The organism is Streptomyces sp. NPDC002276 (assembly GCF_053891435.1).
The window spans coordinates 359,765-372,828 of sequence record NZ_JBSFCQ010000002.1 but is presented as its reverse complement, the minus strand read 5'-3'; the positions used below and the strand labels follow the sequence as shown (position 1 = coordinate 372,828).

Here is a 13,064-nt window from a genome sequence, read left to right as displayed (position 1 = left end):
CAGTCCCCTGACCTATATGCCGAAGCTGGCAGAGGCACTGCTCTCGTACGGATACGAGCCGGAGGCCCGGAACCTGCCAGAGGTCTGGTTGGCTCGCCGTGCCGAGGCTGTTGCCGCGGCACGGCGCGTCGACGCCGGCGATCCGAAGAGGACCACACTGCTGGTACGTGCTCTGTCCTCGTACCGGTACGAGCTGTACGCCGTCGGACGACGGGCAGAAGGCTTGGCCGTATGCGAGGAGATGGCCGAGGCCGGGCGGTGGGGTTTCGCCCATGGGCAGGTGCCCAGTTCCGTGTACGGGCACGGGCCGCTGGCCGTCGTACTGGCCGAGGACGGGCGTCATCAGGAGGCCGCGGAGCTGTGCGGGAAGTTGGTCCACGCCGCTCGCTCGGAGGGCCCGGCGAAGGTCTCTTTCTGGACCTCGGTCGCATGGGCGGCCGAACTGGATGCCGCCGGACGTCACGACGCGGCCCTGGAGGCGTTCGCGGAGATCGTTGACGTCAGCCGTACCGAAGTCGATTACGAGCGAAGCTCCCCGCTGGCCATCCTGTCATGGCAACTGGTCCACCAGGCCGGGATGCTGGACACCGCCGGGCGCCACGGCGAGGCCCACGAGGCCCGACAGGACGCCCTGGCCTTCCTCTCCGAGCTGGACAAGACCGGGGAACGCGGGAACGGGGGCAACCTCCAGTCGTGGTGGACCACTCTGTACGCCCTGTCGGGTCGGTCGGCGGAACCCGTGGGCCGTCCGAGTGCCCCGGCGCCCCCGTTCGGCACGCCGTTCCTCGACTGGTCACCCGACATCAAGCAGACGTACCTCGACAGCCTGCCCATCCTCGAAGAACAGGTCGCCGCTCTGAGAGAGGCGGCCGGGAGCGACCCCCGCGAACACCTTCCGGCGCTGGTGGCTCAGCACCGAAGGCTGACGATCCGTTCAGCCCTGAACTGGACGAAGCGCGGCAACCCCGTCCTGAAGCCGCTCCGCCCGATCTTCGACGAAGGGGTGCTGCTCGCACGCCAGTTGGCCGACGTGGTGGGCGCGGATCAAAGCCGGGAGGCACTGGGACGGGCCTTGACCGACCGTTCCATGTTCCTGGTCGCCGCCGAACAGTACGGCGAGGCCCATGCCGACTACCTTGAGGTCGTCGACCTGCTGGGCTGACGAGTCAGGTGACCGGAGGAACAGCTCATCGCGGGGGCGAAGGTGTGTCACAGGCCAGACCTGAGAGACAGGCATCCCGGTAGGAGGACTCGTAAACGCGTTCACCTGCGGCCTTCGCCCCGGTCAGGGCCGCGCATATGGCGAGGACCACGGCAAGTTGGGTGACGGCGACCACAGGTACCCGGCGGACTCCGGCCACAACAGCTGCGATCAGGGCGGCTGCCGCCACGAACACGGCCTTCTGTAGGTAGGGACCCGGCCGGGCGCCGTAGTCCTGCGCGTCGAAGGCCGACCAGTAGGACGACATCCAGGACAACCAGATCAGGCCCAGAGCCAACAGCTCGAAAACAGCCAGGCCCACGGACACGGCCACGGCCCGACCAGTACGTTCAGGATCTGTACTCACCCGGCCAGACTCCATCCGGCAGGCACACGGAGTCATGAGTACCCGTACTCAAGGCATCCGCCTGCCCGATGACAGGCCGGCGCTCCCCGTCGCGGCGAACGGCGGGAGAAAATCGGTGGCCGCCCGAAACCGGCCGACCCCACCCTGTACGCCATGGAACAACCGCGACACACGATCCGCGCCGCCTACTCGGAAACCACAATCACCGTCTACCAGGCGTACTCCCCCGAGATCGGCCTGCCCGCCGTCCGCGACGGCCGTTTCCCCGCCGGGTGGAAGCGGGACAGGATGACATGGATCAAGCCATCGTTCCTGTGGATGATGTACCGCTGCGGCTGGGGCACGAAGGCGGGGCAGGAGACCGTCCTCGCCGTCGAGATCGGCCGGGACGGCTTCGAGTGGGCGCTGCGTCACGCCTGTCTGTCGAGCTACGTCCGCGGGGTGCACCCCGACCGAGCCGCCTGGCAGCGTCAGTTGAGGCGCGCGCCCACCCGCGTTCAGTGGGACCCCGAGCGGGACGCGCGCCTCCAGCCCCTGCCGTACCGATCCCTTCAGTTGGGTCTCTCCGGTGAGGCCATACGGCGCTACGCGGACGAGTGGACGGTCGCCATCCGTGACGTGACCCCGCTCGCCCACGAGGTCCACGCGCTCGTCAGCCGTGGCGAGTTGGACTCCGCCGCGCGGCTGTTGCCCCAGGAACTCCCTTATCCCGTCGGCGAGGAGTCGCTCGCCCACCTCCTGGAATGACGGCGACCCCTGCGCCTCACAGACTGATGCCGTAGGCCCCGGCGGCGTAGGTCACCGCGGCGGTGGTGCCGTCGGCGAGGACTCCGGTGATCCGGAAGTACGTCGTATCGCCGCGGACCAACGGGACGTAGGCCTTGTAGAGGGGGCCTTGGGAGCTAGCGACCGTCTTGACTCGTTCGTAGGCGCGGGTGGACGGGTTCCACTTGTCGAGGTGGTATTCGGTGATGCCGGCGCAGAGGGTCGCGTCGTCGCAGGTCCACTGGACGTATCCGAGGTCGCCCACCTTGGCGGGGTTGACGACGGTGAGCGGGCCGGTGTTCTCGCCGCGGGCGTCGTCGGGCCTGTTGTCGGGTTCGGTGACGGTGACCGTCGGGGCGTCGGCCCAGGCGATGTGGTTGTCCCACCGGTCGAGCGCCGCGACGAAGTAGGTCACCGTTTCGCCGTCCGGGGGTCCTTCGCACAGCAGCGCGTTCGGTACGTCCCGTTCCGGGAACGTCGTTCCGGCGTCGACGCACCCGGTGGAGTCGTAGTGGATGCTGCCGTCGGGCCGCCGGACGACGCGGGCGGCGACGTAGCGCAGGCCGCTCTCGGCGGGGGCGTCCCAGCTCAGCACGGTGCCGTCGGCACGCGAGGTCGCGGTCAGGCCGGTGAGTGCGGGCGGGGGGACGCTGTCGGGGGTCACCGTGACCGGCTCCGACATCGGGGACACGTTGCCGGCGGCGTCGGTGACCACGGCGGCGTAGGTGTAGGTGGTGCCGTCGAACGCCGGCAGTGCGTCCGTGTAGCTGTCGATCGACGGTGAGGCCGCCGTGACCGTGGCGAGGAGTCCGGGGTCGTCGCCGAGGGTGGCGCCGGTGGCGCGGTAGAGGGTGAGGGTGCCGCCGGTGCGCAGTTCGTCCAGGGTGCTTTCGCTGGGCTGGTACCAGCTGATGTCGAGGGAGGCGGCCGTCCCGGACTTGTGGGACACGGCGAGGACGGGTGCCGCCGGAATGATGGTGTCGGGCGGGGTGACCGTCAGGACGGGGGTCCGCGCGGACGCGTTCCCGCCGCGGTCGGCGGCCTGGACGGCGTACTGGCGGGGCCTGCCGTCGGATGCCACGTCCGGGTCGGTCCAGGTGGTCTTGGCGGTCGGCCCCATGGAGATCCAGCCGCCGTCCCCGATCTGCCGGTACACCTGGTAGGGATAGGCGGCGAGGTCCATCTCCTTGTTGGGCGCCCAGGTGACGGTGGCGGATCCGGCGGCCTGGTCGTACGTCACCTTCGCCCCGGTGGGCGCGAGCGGGGCGACGTTGTCCGGGCCCGGTGCGCCGGGCGCGTAGGCGAACTTGACGGCGGCGGCACCGTTCCAGTTGACGTAGTCGACGCGGAGCGTGTGTGTGCCCTGAGGGATGGTCAGGGTGACCGTCTTGGAGACGGTGGTGGTGCCGTTCTTCCAGAGGTCGATCTCGCGGGTGCCGTCGAGGTAGACACGGATGCCGTCCTGGCCTGACGCGGTGAACGTGAAGGGGCCGCCGGAGCCGAAGTCGCGGGTGATCTGCCAGCGGACGCCGAAGTTGTCCTTGCCGACGCCCGCGACCCCCGGCGAGTTCGCGCCCCAGTTCTCACTGATCGCGGCGTCGGTGTCGGTGCGCTTCGGGGTGCCGGTGAAGGCGGTGTCGGCGAAGTACTGGCGCAGGAAGGTCGGGTTGCCGGTGACCGAGACGTCGGCCGTTCCCGCGGAGGTGTTGCCCGATGTGTCGACCGCGCGGACCTCGTAGAGGTGGGTGCTCGTGCCGGCGGTGGTGTCGGTGAAGGTCGTGCCGGTGACGGTGGCGACGGGGCTGCCGAAGGTGGTCTGGTCGGGGGTTCGGCGGTAGACGCGGTAACCGGCCACGTCCATCTCCTTGTTCGCCGCCCAGCGCAGGAAGTTCCGTCCGGTCGCGGCGTCGCGCGCGATCGACAGCCCGGTGGGCGCGAGCGGGGCGACGCGGTCCACGGCGGTTCCGGTGCGCGGGGTGTAGGCGAACTTGACGGCGGCGGCACCGTTCCAGTTGACGTAGTCGACGCGGAGCGTGTGTGCGCCCTGAGGGATGGTCAGGTTGACGGTCTTGGAGACCGTGTTGGTCCCGTTCTTCCACAGGTCGATCTCGCGGGTGCCGTCGAGGTACACGCGGATGCCGTCCTGGCCTGACGCGACGAACGCGAAAGGCCCCCCGGAACCGAAGTCACGGGTCACGGTCCAGCGGACGCCGAAGTTGTCCTTGCCGACGCCCGCGACCCCCGGCGAGTTGCCGCCCCAGTTCTCACTGATCGCCGTGTCGCAGTCCGTGCGCTTCGGCGCACCCGAGAAACCGGTGTTCGCGAAGAACTGCCGGGTGTACGTGTTCGTCGCGCAGGCCGCCGCCGACGCCGGCGAGGTGACCACCGCGGCAAGACCGCCCGTCAGCACGGTCACCACCGCGGTCGCGGCGGCCAGACGGGATCTTCCGACACTGCTCACTGACGTCCCCTTTTGGACACGTGACCGCCCCCGCAGGCAGTCCTACCGGATAGGGGATTCATGAGAGCGGCCGGTGGTTGTACGGCCGAACGGTTTTCTGTCGCTTTCGACGGCGGGGCATCGCATGACCGCGGCCAGCGCCAACCGTCATTCAAGAGAACGTAATTTGACCGATCAGGATGAAAAGACGCCAAAGCCCACCACCGAGATGCCGATCACCTTACGGTCCCGATATCTCGGCATGTTTCTGCCGATAAGCGATAGAGGAGGCAGCGGTGGCACCCACTCACTCAGCGGTTCAGGTCCGGGTGAACGAAGGCGTTTTATGGGTGGCGGGCGAGGCCTACCCCTTGCGCAACATCTCCCACGTGGGACAACGCAAGCTGACCGTCGACAGAAGGGCGGCCTGGAAGCAGTTCATCGTACGCACGCTCATCTGCCTGTTCTTCGGCAGTTTCCTGGCGGCCGGCGCAGGAAGCATCGGCGTGCTGATCCTGTTCGCCCTGGAGGCCCTGCTGATCTGGCGGCTCGTCACCGCGCTCGGCAAACCGGACCTGTTCGGCCTGGTCCTCAACACCTCCGGCACTCAGCGCGACGCCGTGTGGTCCACGGACAACGGCGAGATCCACTATCTCGTGGGCGAGATCACCAAGGCGATCGGCCACCCGGACATCGCCCAGGTGATCTACAACGTGCAGCACGCCGTCCAGGGCGACCTCATCAACCAGTACGGCGCCGGGAGTATCGGCAAAGCCACCCACAGCGGCTCCGGCAACATCGCGGCCTCATGAGCGGCGACAGCTTCCACCAGTACGGCGCCGGAAGCATCGGCAAAGCCACCCACAGCGGCTCCGGCGACATCGTGACCGGCGGAAAGCACGGGCCGGGACCGGAGGCGGGGCCGTCGGCACTCGCCGAACTGCTCAAGGAGATCGAGGAGTTGAGGCGGCACCTGGATGCGAGCGATCGGGCGGAGGTCGACGCGACGGTCGAGGAGATCCGTTCGAATCCTTCCGAGGAACGATTCGGCAGGCTGCTGCGGAGGATCGCCGGCATCGCCGCCGTCATCGGGGAGGCGGGAGTCCCGGTGATCGCCACCATCAAGGCGCTGCTCGGCTCGTCGTAGCGCGGAGGGGCGATCCCCGGTGAGTGAGGAGGAGGACGGCCGTGGCACCGGCAACTCGCATGGTGCTACGGCCAGTTCACCGCTACGGCCGGCCCGCCCATGAAGCGGACCGGACGTCACACTCGGCTCCGTCCCGGCCCTCTTGTCGGCAGAACCGACTTGAAGAGGGGAGACCCCGTGAACATCGTCATCTTCGGGGCGAACGGAACAACAGGGCGGCTGGCCGCCGAGCAGGCCGGGGCCGCGGGGCACACCGTCACCGCCGTCACGCGCCGTCCCGAGAACTTTCCGGTAAGCGGTCCACGGCTGCGGGTGCTGGAGGCGGACGTGCTCGACCCCGCCGCGGTCGAACGCGCCGTGGCCGGGCAGGACGCCGTGATCTCGACGCTCGGCGTGCCCTACGGCCGAAAGCCGGTCACCGTGTACTCCGTCGGCATCCGTCACATCACCCGAGCCATGGCCAGGCACGGCGTCCGACGCGTCGTCGGCGTGACCTCGACCGTGCTCTTCGGGACGGCGGCGCCCGGCGAGGGCGTGCTGTTCCGCAAGGTGCTGGAACCGTCCGTCGTACGTTTCATGGGGCGCACGGTGTACGACGACATGCGGCGCATGGAGGAGATCCTCCGCGAGACCGATCTCGACTGGACGGTCATCCGCCCCGGCGGCCTGTTCGACAACGACGCGGTGAGCGACTACCAGGTGGGCAGGGAGCGCCTGCCCGGCCGGTACACCGCACGGGCCGACCTCGCGCACGAGTTGTTGCGGCAGGCCGTGGACGACCGGCATGTGGCTGCCTTGCGCGCCTTCATCGACGTACGCACCACGCAGAACACCCCGAGCTTCCTGGACCTCATCCGCAACGAGGCGTTCGGCGGCAAGGGCGAGAAGAGCGGGGACACGAAGGAGCGCGTCCATGGCTGACGAACGGTTCGTCCTGCTGGCGCCCGGTGCCGCCCGGCCGGGGCGGATCCCGCTGCCGCCCGCGTTCCGCGTCAAGGCGACGACCGACGACACCGGCGGACGGTTCTCGCTGCTGGAGGTGGTCCTGGACAGGGACATCCCGCGCCACACCCATCACCGTGCGGACGAGGGTGTCTACGTCCTCGACGGGGTCCTGGAGATCGAGTTCGACGACACCGTCCACCTGGCACCGAGGGGATCGTTCGTGCTGCTCCCCCACGGCGTCCCGCACGCGCTCCGCCGCGCCTCCGACCCACCGCCGAGGGTCCTACAGATCTCCTCACCCGGTGGCTGGGAGCTGTATCTGGAGGACCTGTTCGAGGCCGGGCCCACCGTGCTCACCGACGGACGGCTGGATCCCGCGAAGATCAACCCGATCGCGGCCCCCTACAACATCGCCTACGACATCTCGAACGACACCTCGTACGACATCTCGCACGAAATCGCCTACGAGGAGACACCACAGGACCACGGATAACGCGGGCACGGCCCGGCCGCGAAGCCCCGGCCGGTCGGCCGTGGCTCCCGCCGGGCCTGCTCGGCGTCAGCCCTCCGTGCGGGCCGGGAGGCGCCAGCCCGGGCGGGGGAAGTGGCAGGTGTAGCCGTCCGGGTAACGCTGGAGGTAGTCCTGGTGCTCGGGCTCGGCCTCCCAGAAGGGGCCGACCGGCTCCACCTCGGTGACGACCTTGCCGGGCCACAGGCCGGAGGCGTCCACGTCGGCGATCGTGTCCTCGGCGATCCGCTTCTGCTCGTCGTCCACGTAGTAGATCGCCGAGCGGTAGCTGAGGCCGATGTCGTTGCCCTGGCGGTTCTTGGTGCTCGGGTCGTGGATCTGGAAGAAGAACTCCAGGAGCGCCCGGTAGTCGGTCTGCTCGGGGTCGTAGCGGATCTCTATGGCCTCCGCGTGCGTGCCGTGGTTGCGGTAGGTCGCGTTCGGCACGTCACCGCCGGTGTATCCGACGCGGGTCGCCGTCACGCCCGGGAGCCGGCGGACCAGCTCCTCCATACCCCAGAAACATCCGCCCGCCAGTACGGCCCTCTGCGTCTGCGCAGCCATCGCGATCCCTCCACTTTCTGTCGGCTCGGTCACCCACAGTCCACAACGTTCGGGGACGCCCTACGATTCCGTACCCGACCGCAGGAAGTACCTCTCGATCTGCTCGGCGACCGAGAAGTCCTCCGCACAGTCCGGACAGGTCGTACGGCCGAAGAGGCGGGTCAGATGGTCGGCGGCCTCGGGCTGGCCCGCCGCGACGGCCATGCCGTGGAGGCGGGACGCGAGCGGGGGCAGCTCGGCCGGTGCCGCCGGAGTGAGCCCGGTCAGGGTCGGGCCCCTGCGGTTGACGCGGATGATCCGCCGCTCGGGGTCGCGGCGGCGCGTGCCCGAGTCGTCGCCGTACACGTCGATCTCCAGGCTCCGCGAGCAGGACGGACACTCCACGTCGTGGGAGGCGGGCAGCAGGCGGTCGCTCCACACCCGCTCCCCCTCGAAGGCGAGCAGGCACTCCAGCGGATAGAGGCAGGTGTGGTCGTCGGCCTCGAAGGCGTCGGCCGTCAGCCGGTGGAGGGTCGCCCGGTGCAGCTCGTCCAGTTCGGCGGAGTAGTGCGCCCGGACGTACCCCGGCTCGTGCAGCTGCTCCTCCTTGGCGACGATGGCGCCGGCCAGCGCGATCGCGTGCCGGTGATCACCTGGCCCGCGCCCCACGGCGATGTCCGTCAGAGCGGGCAGGGCGGCGAAGCTGGCCGGGTACACCGTGCCCTGGTGGTAGAGGCTGGACCACAGCTCCTCCCATGCCCAGTCGGCCGCCTCCGGATCGCCCACCGACTCGAAGAGTTCCGGAAGATCGGCCGCGGAACCGTAGGCGTGGGTCAGACGTGACCAGTCCATGTCCATGCGCGCCATGATTCCAGTCGGCCGCAAAAGAGTGTGACAGGGCCTCGGCGACGGGCTTTGATGCGTGCGTGAGCGAGCCGAGCAAGCCGAGCAGGCCCCCTGTCCCCAGTACGTTCCTGATCGGCGGAGGATGGGGCACCCCCGTCGTCTACGAACCCTTCCTGCGCGCAGCGGGCGGCTCCGCGCGCTCCGCGCCCCGCATCGCGTGCGTGATCGTCGACGAGGGCGAGGGCGACGGGGACCGTCAATTCGCGCGCTACGACGCCACGTTGAGGGCCGCCGCCGACTGCGCACCCGTACCGTCGCTGGTGCCGATCGGCGGGCGCTTCGACCTCGGCGCGGTCCCGGACGCCGACGGGCTGCTGGTGTGCGGCGGGCTGACCCCCGCCTATCAGGACGCCTTCGCCGACTGTCTCGACGCGCTGCCCGGCCTCCTCGCCGAACGGCGCGTCCCGTACGCCGGGTTCTCCGCCGGGGCGGCCCTCGCCGCGCGGTCGGCCGTCGTCGGGGGCTGGTGGCTCGACGGTGTCGCGGTGTGCCCGGAGGACACGGCGGAGGACCTCGAAGAGATCGCCGTACGACCGGGGTTGGGGCTCGTGCCCTTCGCCGTGGACGTGCACGCGGCGCAGTGGGGGACGCTGCCCCGGCTGATCGCCGCCGTCGCCCGTCATCGGCTCCCGCACGGCGTCGCCGTCGACGAGAACACGCTGGTCGAGGTGGCGGCGGACGGCCGTGCGCAGGTCTCCGGGCTGGGGCGCGCGCACTCGGTGCGGCCCGCCCCGGACGGCGGCGGTGTGCTCGTACGGTCGTTCGGAGCCGGCGAGTCGTTTCCCGCCCGCTGAACCCATCGACCCCGCCGAACCCCCTGTCCGACCCACCCCCGACGGCAAGCTAAGGTAAGCCTTACCTGGCCAGTTTTCAGCGGAGAGTCGGAGTGACAGTGACAGTGCGCGCGTTCAACAGGAAGGCTGTCACGGCGGTGGCCGCCGTGACCGTCGTCGGAGGGTTGCTGGCCGGGTGCTCGTCCTCCTCCGCCGACAACGATGCCGAGAAGACGAGCGAGGGCTCGCAGAACAAGGTGATCGGCGCCTCCGAGGGCCCGTCCGCCGCACCGAGCACCCTCGCGACCGGCATGGGCGCGGACACCGACACGGACGGGACCTTCCCCCGGACCGTCACCCACTTCGAGGGCAAGACGACGATCAAGGCGAAGCCCACGAAGATCGCCGTGCTGAGCACCGGGCAGCTCGACGACCTGCTCTCCCTGGGCACCGTCCCGGCGGTCACCACCCGCGCCGAGAACGCCGGGCTCGTCCCGGACTACCTCGCGAAGGCCTTCCCCTCCGACAAGTCGAAGCTCGCCGCGATGACGGACGCGGGCACGCGCACCGCGCCCAACCTGGAGACGCTGGCCGCCGCGAAGCCCGACCTGATCCTCGCCAACGACTCGCTCGGCGACCTCTACCCCAAGCTCTCGAAGATCGCGCCGACCGTCATCACGGCCGGCAACGGCATCAACTGGAAGCGCGACCTGCTGCTCGTCGGCGACGCGATCGGCAAGGGCGAGCAGGCGCAGGAGCTGCTCGACGGGATCGTCGAGGACGCGCACGAGAAGGGCGAGGCGCTGTCGAAGACCTCGGTGTCGATGCTGCGGTTCACGCCCGGCCGGACCCGGATGTTCGGCGTCTCCTCCTTCACCGGTTCCATCGCCGTCGACATGGGGCTCGACCGGCCCAAGTCGCAGCAGTTCAAGGCGATTTCGCAGGACATCGGCGCGGAGAGCATCGACTCGGCCGACGGTGACTGGATCTTCTACTCGGTGCAGGGCGACGCGGGCAAGACCGACGCGGCGAGCGTCCTTGCCGGACCGCTGTGGAAGTCGATGAGGGCGGTCGAGGCCGGGCACGCGGTGAAGGTCGACGACGACCCCTGGTACCTCAACGCGGGCCCCACCGCCGCCCGCCTCGTCGTCCTCCAACTCGCCGAGGACATCAGCAAGTAGCGAGTTCTTACACAAGGTCATGACCCTCAAACGCCTCGCCTGGCCGGCGGCCACCCTCGCGGTGGCCGCCGCCGTGCTGCTCAGCCTCGCCGTCGGCACTCGCCAGATCCCCCCGTCCGCCGTGCTCAACGCCCTTCTGCACGGCGGGAGTTCACCGGACGCGCTCGTCGTACGGTCGCTGCGGCTGCCCCGCACCGAGATCGGGCTGACGGCGGGCGCTGCGCTCGGCGTGGCGGGCGCCGCACTCCAGGCCGTCACCCGCAACCCGCTCGCCGACCCCGGCATCCTCGGCCTCAGCCAGGGCGCGGCGGCCGGTGTCGTCCTCGCCATCGCGACCGGCCTCGCGAGCGGCTTCGAGGGCTATGTCTGGTACGCCTTCGCCGGTGCCGTCCTCGCCGCCTGCCTGGTCTACGGCATCGCCGCGCGCGGCCGGGGCGGCGCGTCCCCGGTCAAACTCGCCCTGGCCGGAACGGCGTTGTCCGCGATGACGGCCGGTGGTACGACCGTCCTCCTGACCTCCAGCTCGGCCACGCTCGACCAGTTCCGGTTCTGGCAGGTCGGCTCGCTGAGCGGGCGGGACGCCGACACCGTCGTGGAGATGCTGCCGTTCCTGGTGGCGGGCGCGGTGCTGGTGCTGGCCTGTGCGCGTGGGCTGGACGCGCTGGCGCTCGGGGACGAGACGGCGCGGGCGCTGGGGCATCGGGTGGGGGTGGTGCGGGTGTGTGCGGCGCTCGGGGCGACTCTGCTGGTGGCGTCGGCGGTGGCCGCGGCCGGTCCGATCGCGTTCGTCGGCCTGGCCGTCCCGCACCTGGCCCGGCGCCTCACCTCGGGCGGACACCGCTCCCTGCTGCCCCTGTCGGCGCTGCTCGGCGCGGCGCTGCTGGTCGCGGCGGACGCGGCGGGCCGGGTGGTACGGGCACCGGCGGAGGTACCGGCCGGAGTGATGACGGCGCTGGTGGGGGTACCGGTGCTGGTGGTGCTGGTACGGCGCCGGGGAACCGCGCTATGAGCACCACCGGAGTCACCGGAGTCACGGTCCTGCGCCCCCGCCCCACCATCTCCCTGCTCCTGCACCGCCGTTCGGCATGGGTGGCCGTAACTCTCGTACTGCTGCTGGCCGTTGCGATGGGCGCGGCGGCCTGTCTCGGGCAGACCTACATCCCGCCCACCGAGGTGTGGCACACGCTGCGTACGGGTTCGGGGCAATACGACCTTGTCGTCAACGAGTTGAGGGTTCCCCGGATCGCACTCGGGGCGCTGGTCGGGGTGGCGTTGGGGCTCGCGGGGGCGCTGGTGCAGACCGTCACGCGGAATCCGCTGGCCAGCCCGGACGTGATCGGGGTCGGGCACGGTGCCGCCGCCGCGACCGTGCTCGCGCTGTCCACCGGTCTTGTCGCCTCGCCGGGTGCGATGCCCGTCGTCTCGGTGGTGGGCGGCCTCGCCGCCGCCGCGCTCGTGTACGTGCTGGCGTGGCGGCACGGCATGCAGCCAAGTCGGTTCGTTCTGACCGGAGTCGGTATCGGGGTCGCGCTGTCGGCCGTAGTGCAGCTGTATCTCGCGGACAGCGAGCTGGAGGCGGCCGAGCAGGTGAAGCTGTGGCTGACCGGTTCGCTCAACGGGCGCGGCTGGGAGCAGGCGGGGCCGCTGGCCGTCGTACTGCTGGTGTGTCTGCCCGCGCTGGTGTGGGCGAGCCGGGCGGTACGGCCGCTCGGGCTCGACGCGGATACGGCGGCGTCGCTCGGGGTGCGGGTGGACCGGACGCGGCTCGCGCTGACGGTCCTCGGGGTGGTGCTGGCCGCGACGGCGACGGGGGCGGCCGGGCCGATCGGGTTCGTCGCGCTGACCGCGCCGCAGTTGGCCCGGCGGCTCACCCGTACGCCTCAACTGCCGTTGCTGTGCTCGGCGTTGACGGGGGCGGTGATTCTTGTGACGGCGGATCTCGCTGCGCGGACGGTGTTGCCCCCACTGGAGGTTCCGGTAGGGGCACTGACGTCGCTGGTCGGGGGACCGTACCTGTTGTGGCTGTTGGGGCGAAACAGGGTGGGAAGCTGAGGTTCGTCGGCGAGTGCGGGCCGGTGGGGGCTGGTCGCGCAGTTCCCCGCGCCCCTAAAAAACACCGGTCGCCCTGCGTCTTTCAGGGGCGCGGGGAACCACAACGCACCACACCCCTAAAAACGCCTCCGCTAGTCCGACCTTCAGGGGCGCGGGGAACTGCGCGGCCAACCACAACGCACCACACCCCTCAAAGCGCCTGTGCTGATCCGACCTTTAGGGGCGCGGGGAACTGC

The 13,064-nt window shown here is 70.2% G+C and carries 14 protein-coding genes; 10 read left to right on the top strand and 4 right to left on the bottom strand.

Features of this window, described 5'->3' with window-relative positions:
- Positions 1-16 precede the first annotated feature (16 nt).
- The gene (locus ACWIHT_RS06805) at positions 17-1,162 is read left to right on the top strand and encodes a hypothetical protein (RefSeq protein ID WP_456165150.1); all 1,146 of its coding nucleotides are present in this window, start codon (positions 17-19) and stop codon (positions 1,160-1,162) included.
- 25 nt (positions 1,163-1,187) lie between these two features.
- Here ACWIHT_RS06805 and ACWIHT_RS06800 read toward each other — a convergent pair whose 3' ends face one another.
- Positions 1,188-1,583 carry a DUF6234 family protein gene (locus ACWIHT_RS06800; RefSeq protein WP_456165148.1) on the bottom strand — a complete coding sequence of 132 codons (396 nt, stop codon included), beginning with the start codon at positions 1,581-1,583 and terminating at the stop codon, positions 1,188-1,190.
- A gap of 138 nt (positions 1,584-1,721) precedes the next feature.
- Between ACWIHT_RS06800 and ACWIHT_RS06795 the strand changes: the two genes are divergently transcribed.
- Complete coding sequence (locus tag ACWIHT_RS06795) at positions 1,722-2,315, top strand: DUF4291 domain-containing protein (RefSeq protein WP_456165146.1); 594 nt, start codon at positions 1,722-1,724, stop codon at positions 2,313-2,315.
- A 16-nt stretch (positions 2,316-2,331) separates the two neighbouring features.
- Here ACWIHT_RS06795 and ACWIHT_RS06790 read toward each other — a convergent pair whose 3' ends face one another.
- Positions 2,332-4,794 carry a PA14 domain-containing protein gene (locus ACWIHT_RS06790; RefSeq protein WP_456165144.1) on the bottom strand — a complete coding sequence of 821 codons (2,463 nt, stop codon included), beginning with the start codon at positions 4,792-4,794 and terminating at the stop codon, positions 2,332-2,334.
- 275 nt (positions 4,795-5,069) lie between these two features.
- On the opposite strand from ACWIHT_RS06790, the gene ACWIHT_RS06785 reads away from it, so the two are divergent.
- From ACWIHT_RS06785 to ACWIHT_RS06770, 4 genes are all read left to right on the top strand, one after another.
- Entirely contained in the window at positions 5,070-5,585 is a 516-nt protein-coding gene (locus tag ACWIHT_RS06785) for a DUF6232 family protein (RefSeq protein WP_456165142.1), read from the top strand.
- On the top strand, positions 5,582-5,920 hold the full coding sequence (locus tag ACWIHT_RS06780) for a hypothetical protein (RefSeq protein WP_456165140.1): 339 nt from the start codon (positions 5,582-5,584) through the stop codon (positions 5,918-5,920). Before ACWIHT_RS06785 ends, ACWIHT_RS06780 begins: the two co-directional genes overlap by 4 nt.
- Positions 5,921-6,097: 177 nt before the next feature.
- Positions 6,098-6,841, top strand: a complete 744-nt coding sequence (locus ACWIHT_RS06775) for an NAD(P)-dependent oxidoreductase (protein WP_456165138.1) — start codon at positions 6,098-6,100, stop codon at positions 6,839-6,841.
- The gene (locus ACWIHT_RS06770; RefSeq protein WP_456165136.1) at positions 6,834-7,358 is read left to right on the top strand and encodes a cupin domain-containing protein; all 525 of its coding nucleotides are present in this window, start codon (positions 6,834-6,836) and stop codon (positions 7,356-7,358) included. The genes ACWIHT_RS06775 and ACWIHT_RS06770 overlap by 8 nt, the downstream gene beginning before the upstream one ends.
- Positions 7,359-7,424: 66 nt before the next feature.
- Here ACWIHT_RS06770 and msrA read toward each other — a convergent pair whose 3' ends face one another.
- Together msrA and ACWIHT_RS06760 are read right to left on the bottom strand one after the other, a co-directional pair.
- Positions 7,425-7,937 carry a peptide-methionine (S)-S-oxide reductase MsrA gene (gene msrA / locus ACWIHT_RS06765; protein WP_456165134.1) on the bottom strand — a complete coding sequence of 171 codons (513 nt, stop codon included), beginning with the start codon at positions 7,935-7,937 and terminating at the stop codon, positions 7,425-7,427.
- A 60-nt stretch (positions 7,938-7,997) separates the two neighbouring features.
- A complete protein-coding gene (locus ACWIHT_RS06760) occupies positions 7,998-8,774 on the bottom strand; it encodes a hypothetical protein (RefSeq protein ID WP_456165132.1) in 777 nt (258 codons plus the stop codon).
- 68 nt (positions 8,775-8,842) lie between these two features.
- On the opposite strand from ACWIHT_RS06760, the gene ACWIHT_RS06755 reads away from it, so the two are divergent.
- The 4 genes from ACWIHT_RS06755 to ACWIHT_RS06740 all read left to right on the top strand — a co-directional run bounded on the left by ACWIHT_RS06755 (position 8,843) and on the right by ACWIHT_RS06740 (position 12,828).
- Entirely contained in the window at positions 8,843-9,616 is a 774-nt protein-coding gene (locus ACWIHT_RS06755; RefSeq protein ID WP_456165130.1) for a hypothetical protein, read from the top strand.
- Positions 9,617-9,708: 92 nt separating this feature from the next.
- A complete protein-coding gene (locus ACWIHT_RS06750; RefSeq protein WP_456165128.1) occupies positions 9,709-10,776 on the top strand; it encodes an ABC transporter substrate-binding protein in 1,068 nt (355 codons plus the stop codon).
- 19 nt (positions 10,777-10,795) lie between these two features.
- Positions 10,796-11,785, top strand: a complete 990-nt coding sequence (locus tag ACWIHT_RS06745) for a FecCD family ABC transporter permease (protein ID WP_456165126.1) — start codon at positions 10,796-10,798, stop codon at positions 11,783-11,785.
- Positions 11,782-12,828 carry a FecCD family ABC transporter permease gene (locus ACWIHT_RS06740; RefSeq protein ID WP_456165124.1) on the top strand — a complete coding sequence of 349 codons (1,047 nt, stop codon included), beginning with the start codon at positions 11,782-11,784 and terminating at the stop codon, positions 12,826-12,828. Before ACWIHT_RS06745 ends, ACWIHT_RS06740 begins: the two co-directional genes overlap by 4 nt.
- Positions 12,829-13,064: the final 236 nt, after the last annotated feature.

What these genes read in the sequence shown, in the direction of transcription:
- ACWIHT_RS06805 (WP_456165150.1), top strand. Translation starts at nt 17, where the DNA reads ATGCCGAAGCTGGCAGAGGCACTGCTCTCGTACGGATACGAGCCGGAG.
- ACWIHT_RS06800 (WP_456165148.1), bottom strand. Translation starts at nt 1,583, where the DNA reads ATGGAGTCTGGCCGGGTGAGTACAGATCCTGAACGTACTGGTCGGGCC.
- ACWIHT_RS06795 (WP_456165146.1), top strand. Translation starts at nt 1,722, where the DNA reads ATGGAACAACCGCGACACACGATCCGCGCCGCCTACTCGGAAACCACA.
- ACWIHT_RS06780 (WP_456165140.1), top strand. Translation starts at nt 5,582, where the DNA reads ATGAGCGGCGACAGCTTCCACCAGTACGGCGCCGGAAGCATCGGCAAA.
- ACWIHT_RS06770 (WP_456165136.1), top strand. Translation starts at nt 6,834, where the DNA reads ATGGCTGACGAACGGTTCGTCCTGCTGGCGCCCGGTGCCGCCCGGCCG.
- msrA (WP_456165134.1), bottom strand. Translation starts at nt 7,937, where the DNA reads ATGGCTGCGCAGACGCAGAGGGCCGTACTGGCGGGCGGATGTTTCTGG.
- ACWIHT_RS06760 (WP_456165132.1), bottom strand. Translation starts at nt 8,774, where the DNA reads ATGGACATGGACTGGTCACGTCTGACCCACGCCTACGGTTCCGCGGCC.
- ACWIHT_RS06745 (WP_456165126.1), top strand. Translation starts at nt 10,796, where the DNA reads ATGACCCTCAAACGCCTCGCCTGGCCGGCGGCCACCCTCGCGGTGGCC.
- ACWIHT_RS06740 (WP_456165124.1), top strand. Translation starts at nt 11,782, where the DNA reads ATGAGCACCACCGGAGTCACCGGAGTCACGGTCCTGCGCCCCCGCCCC.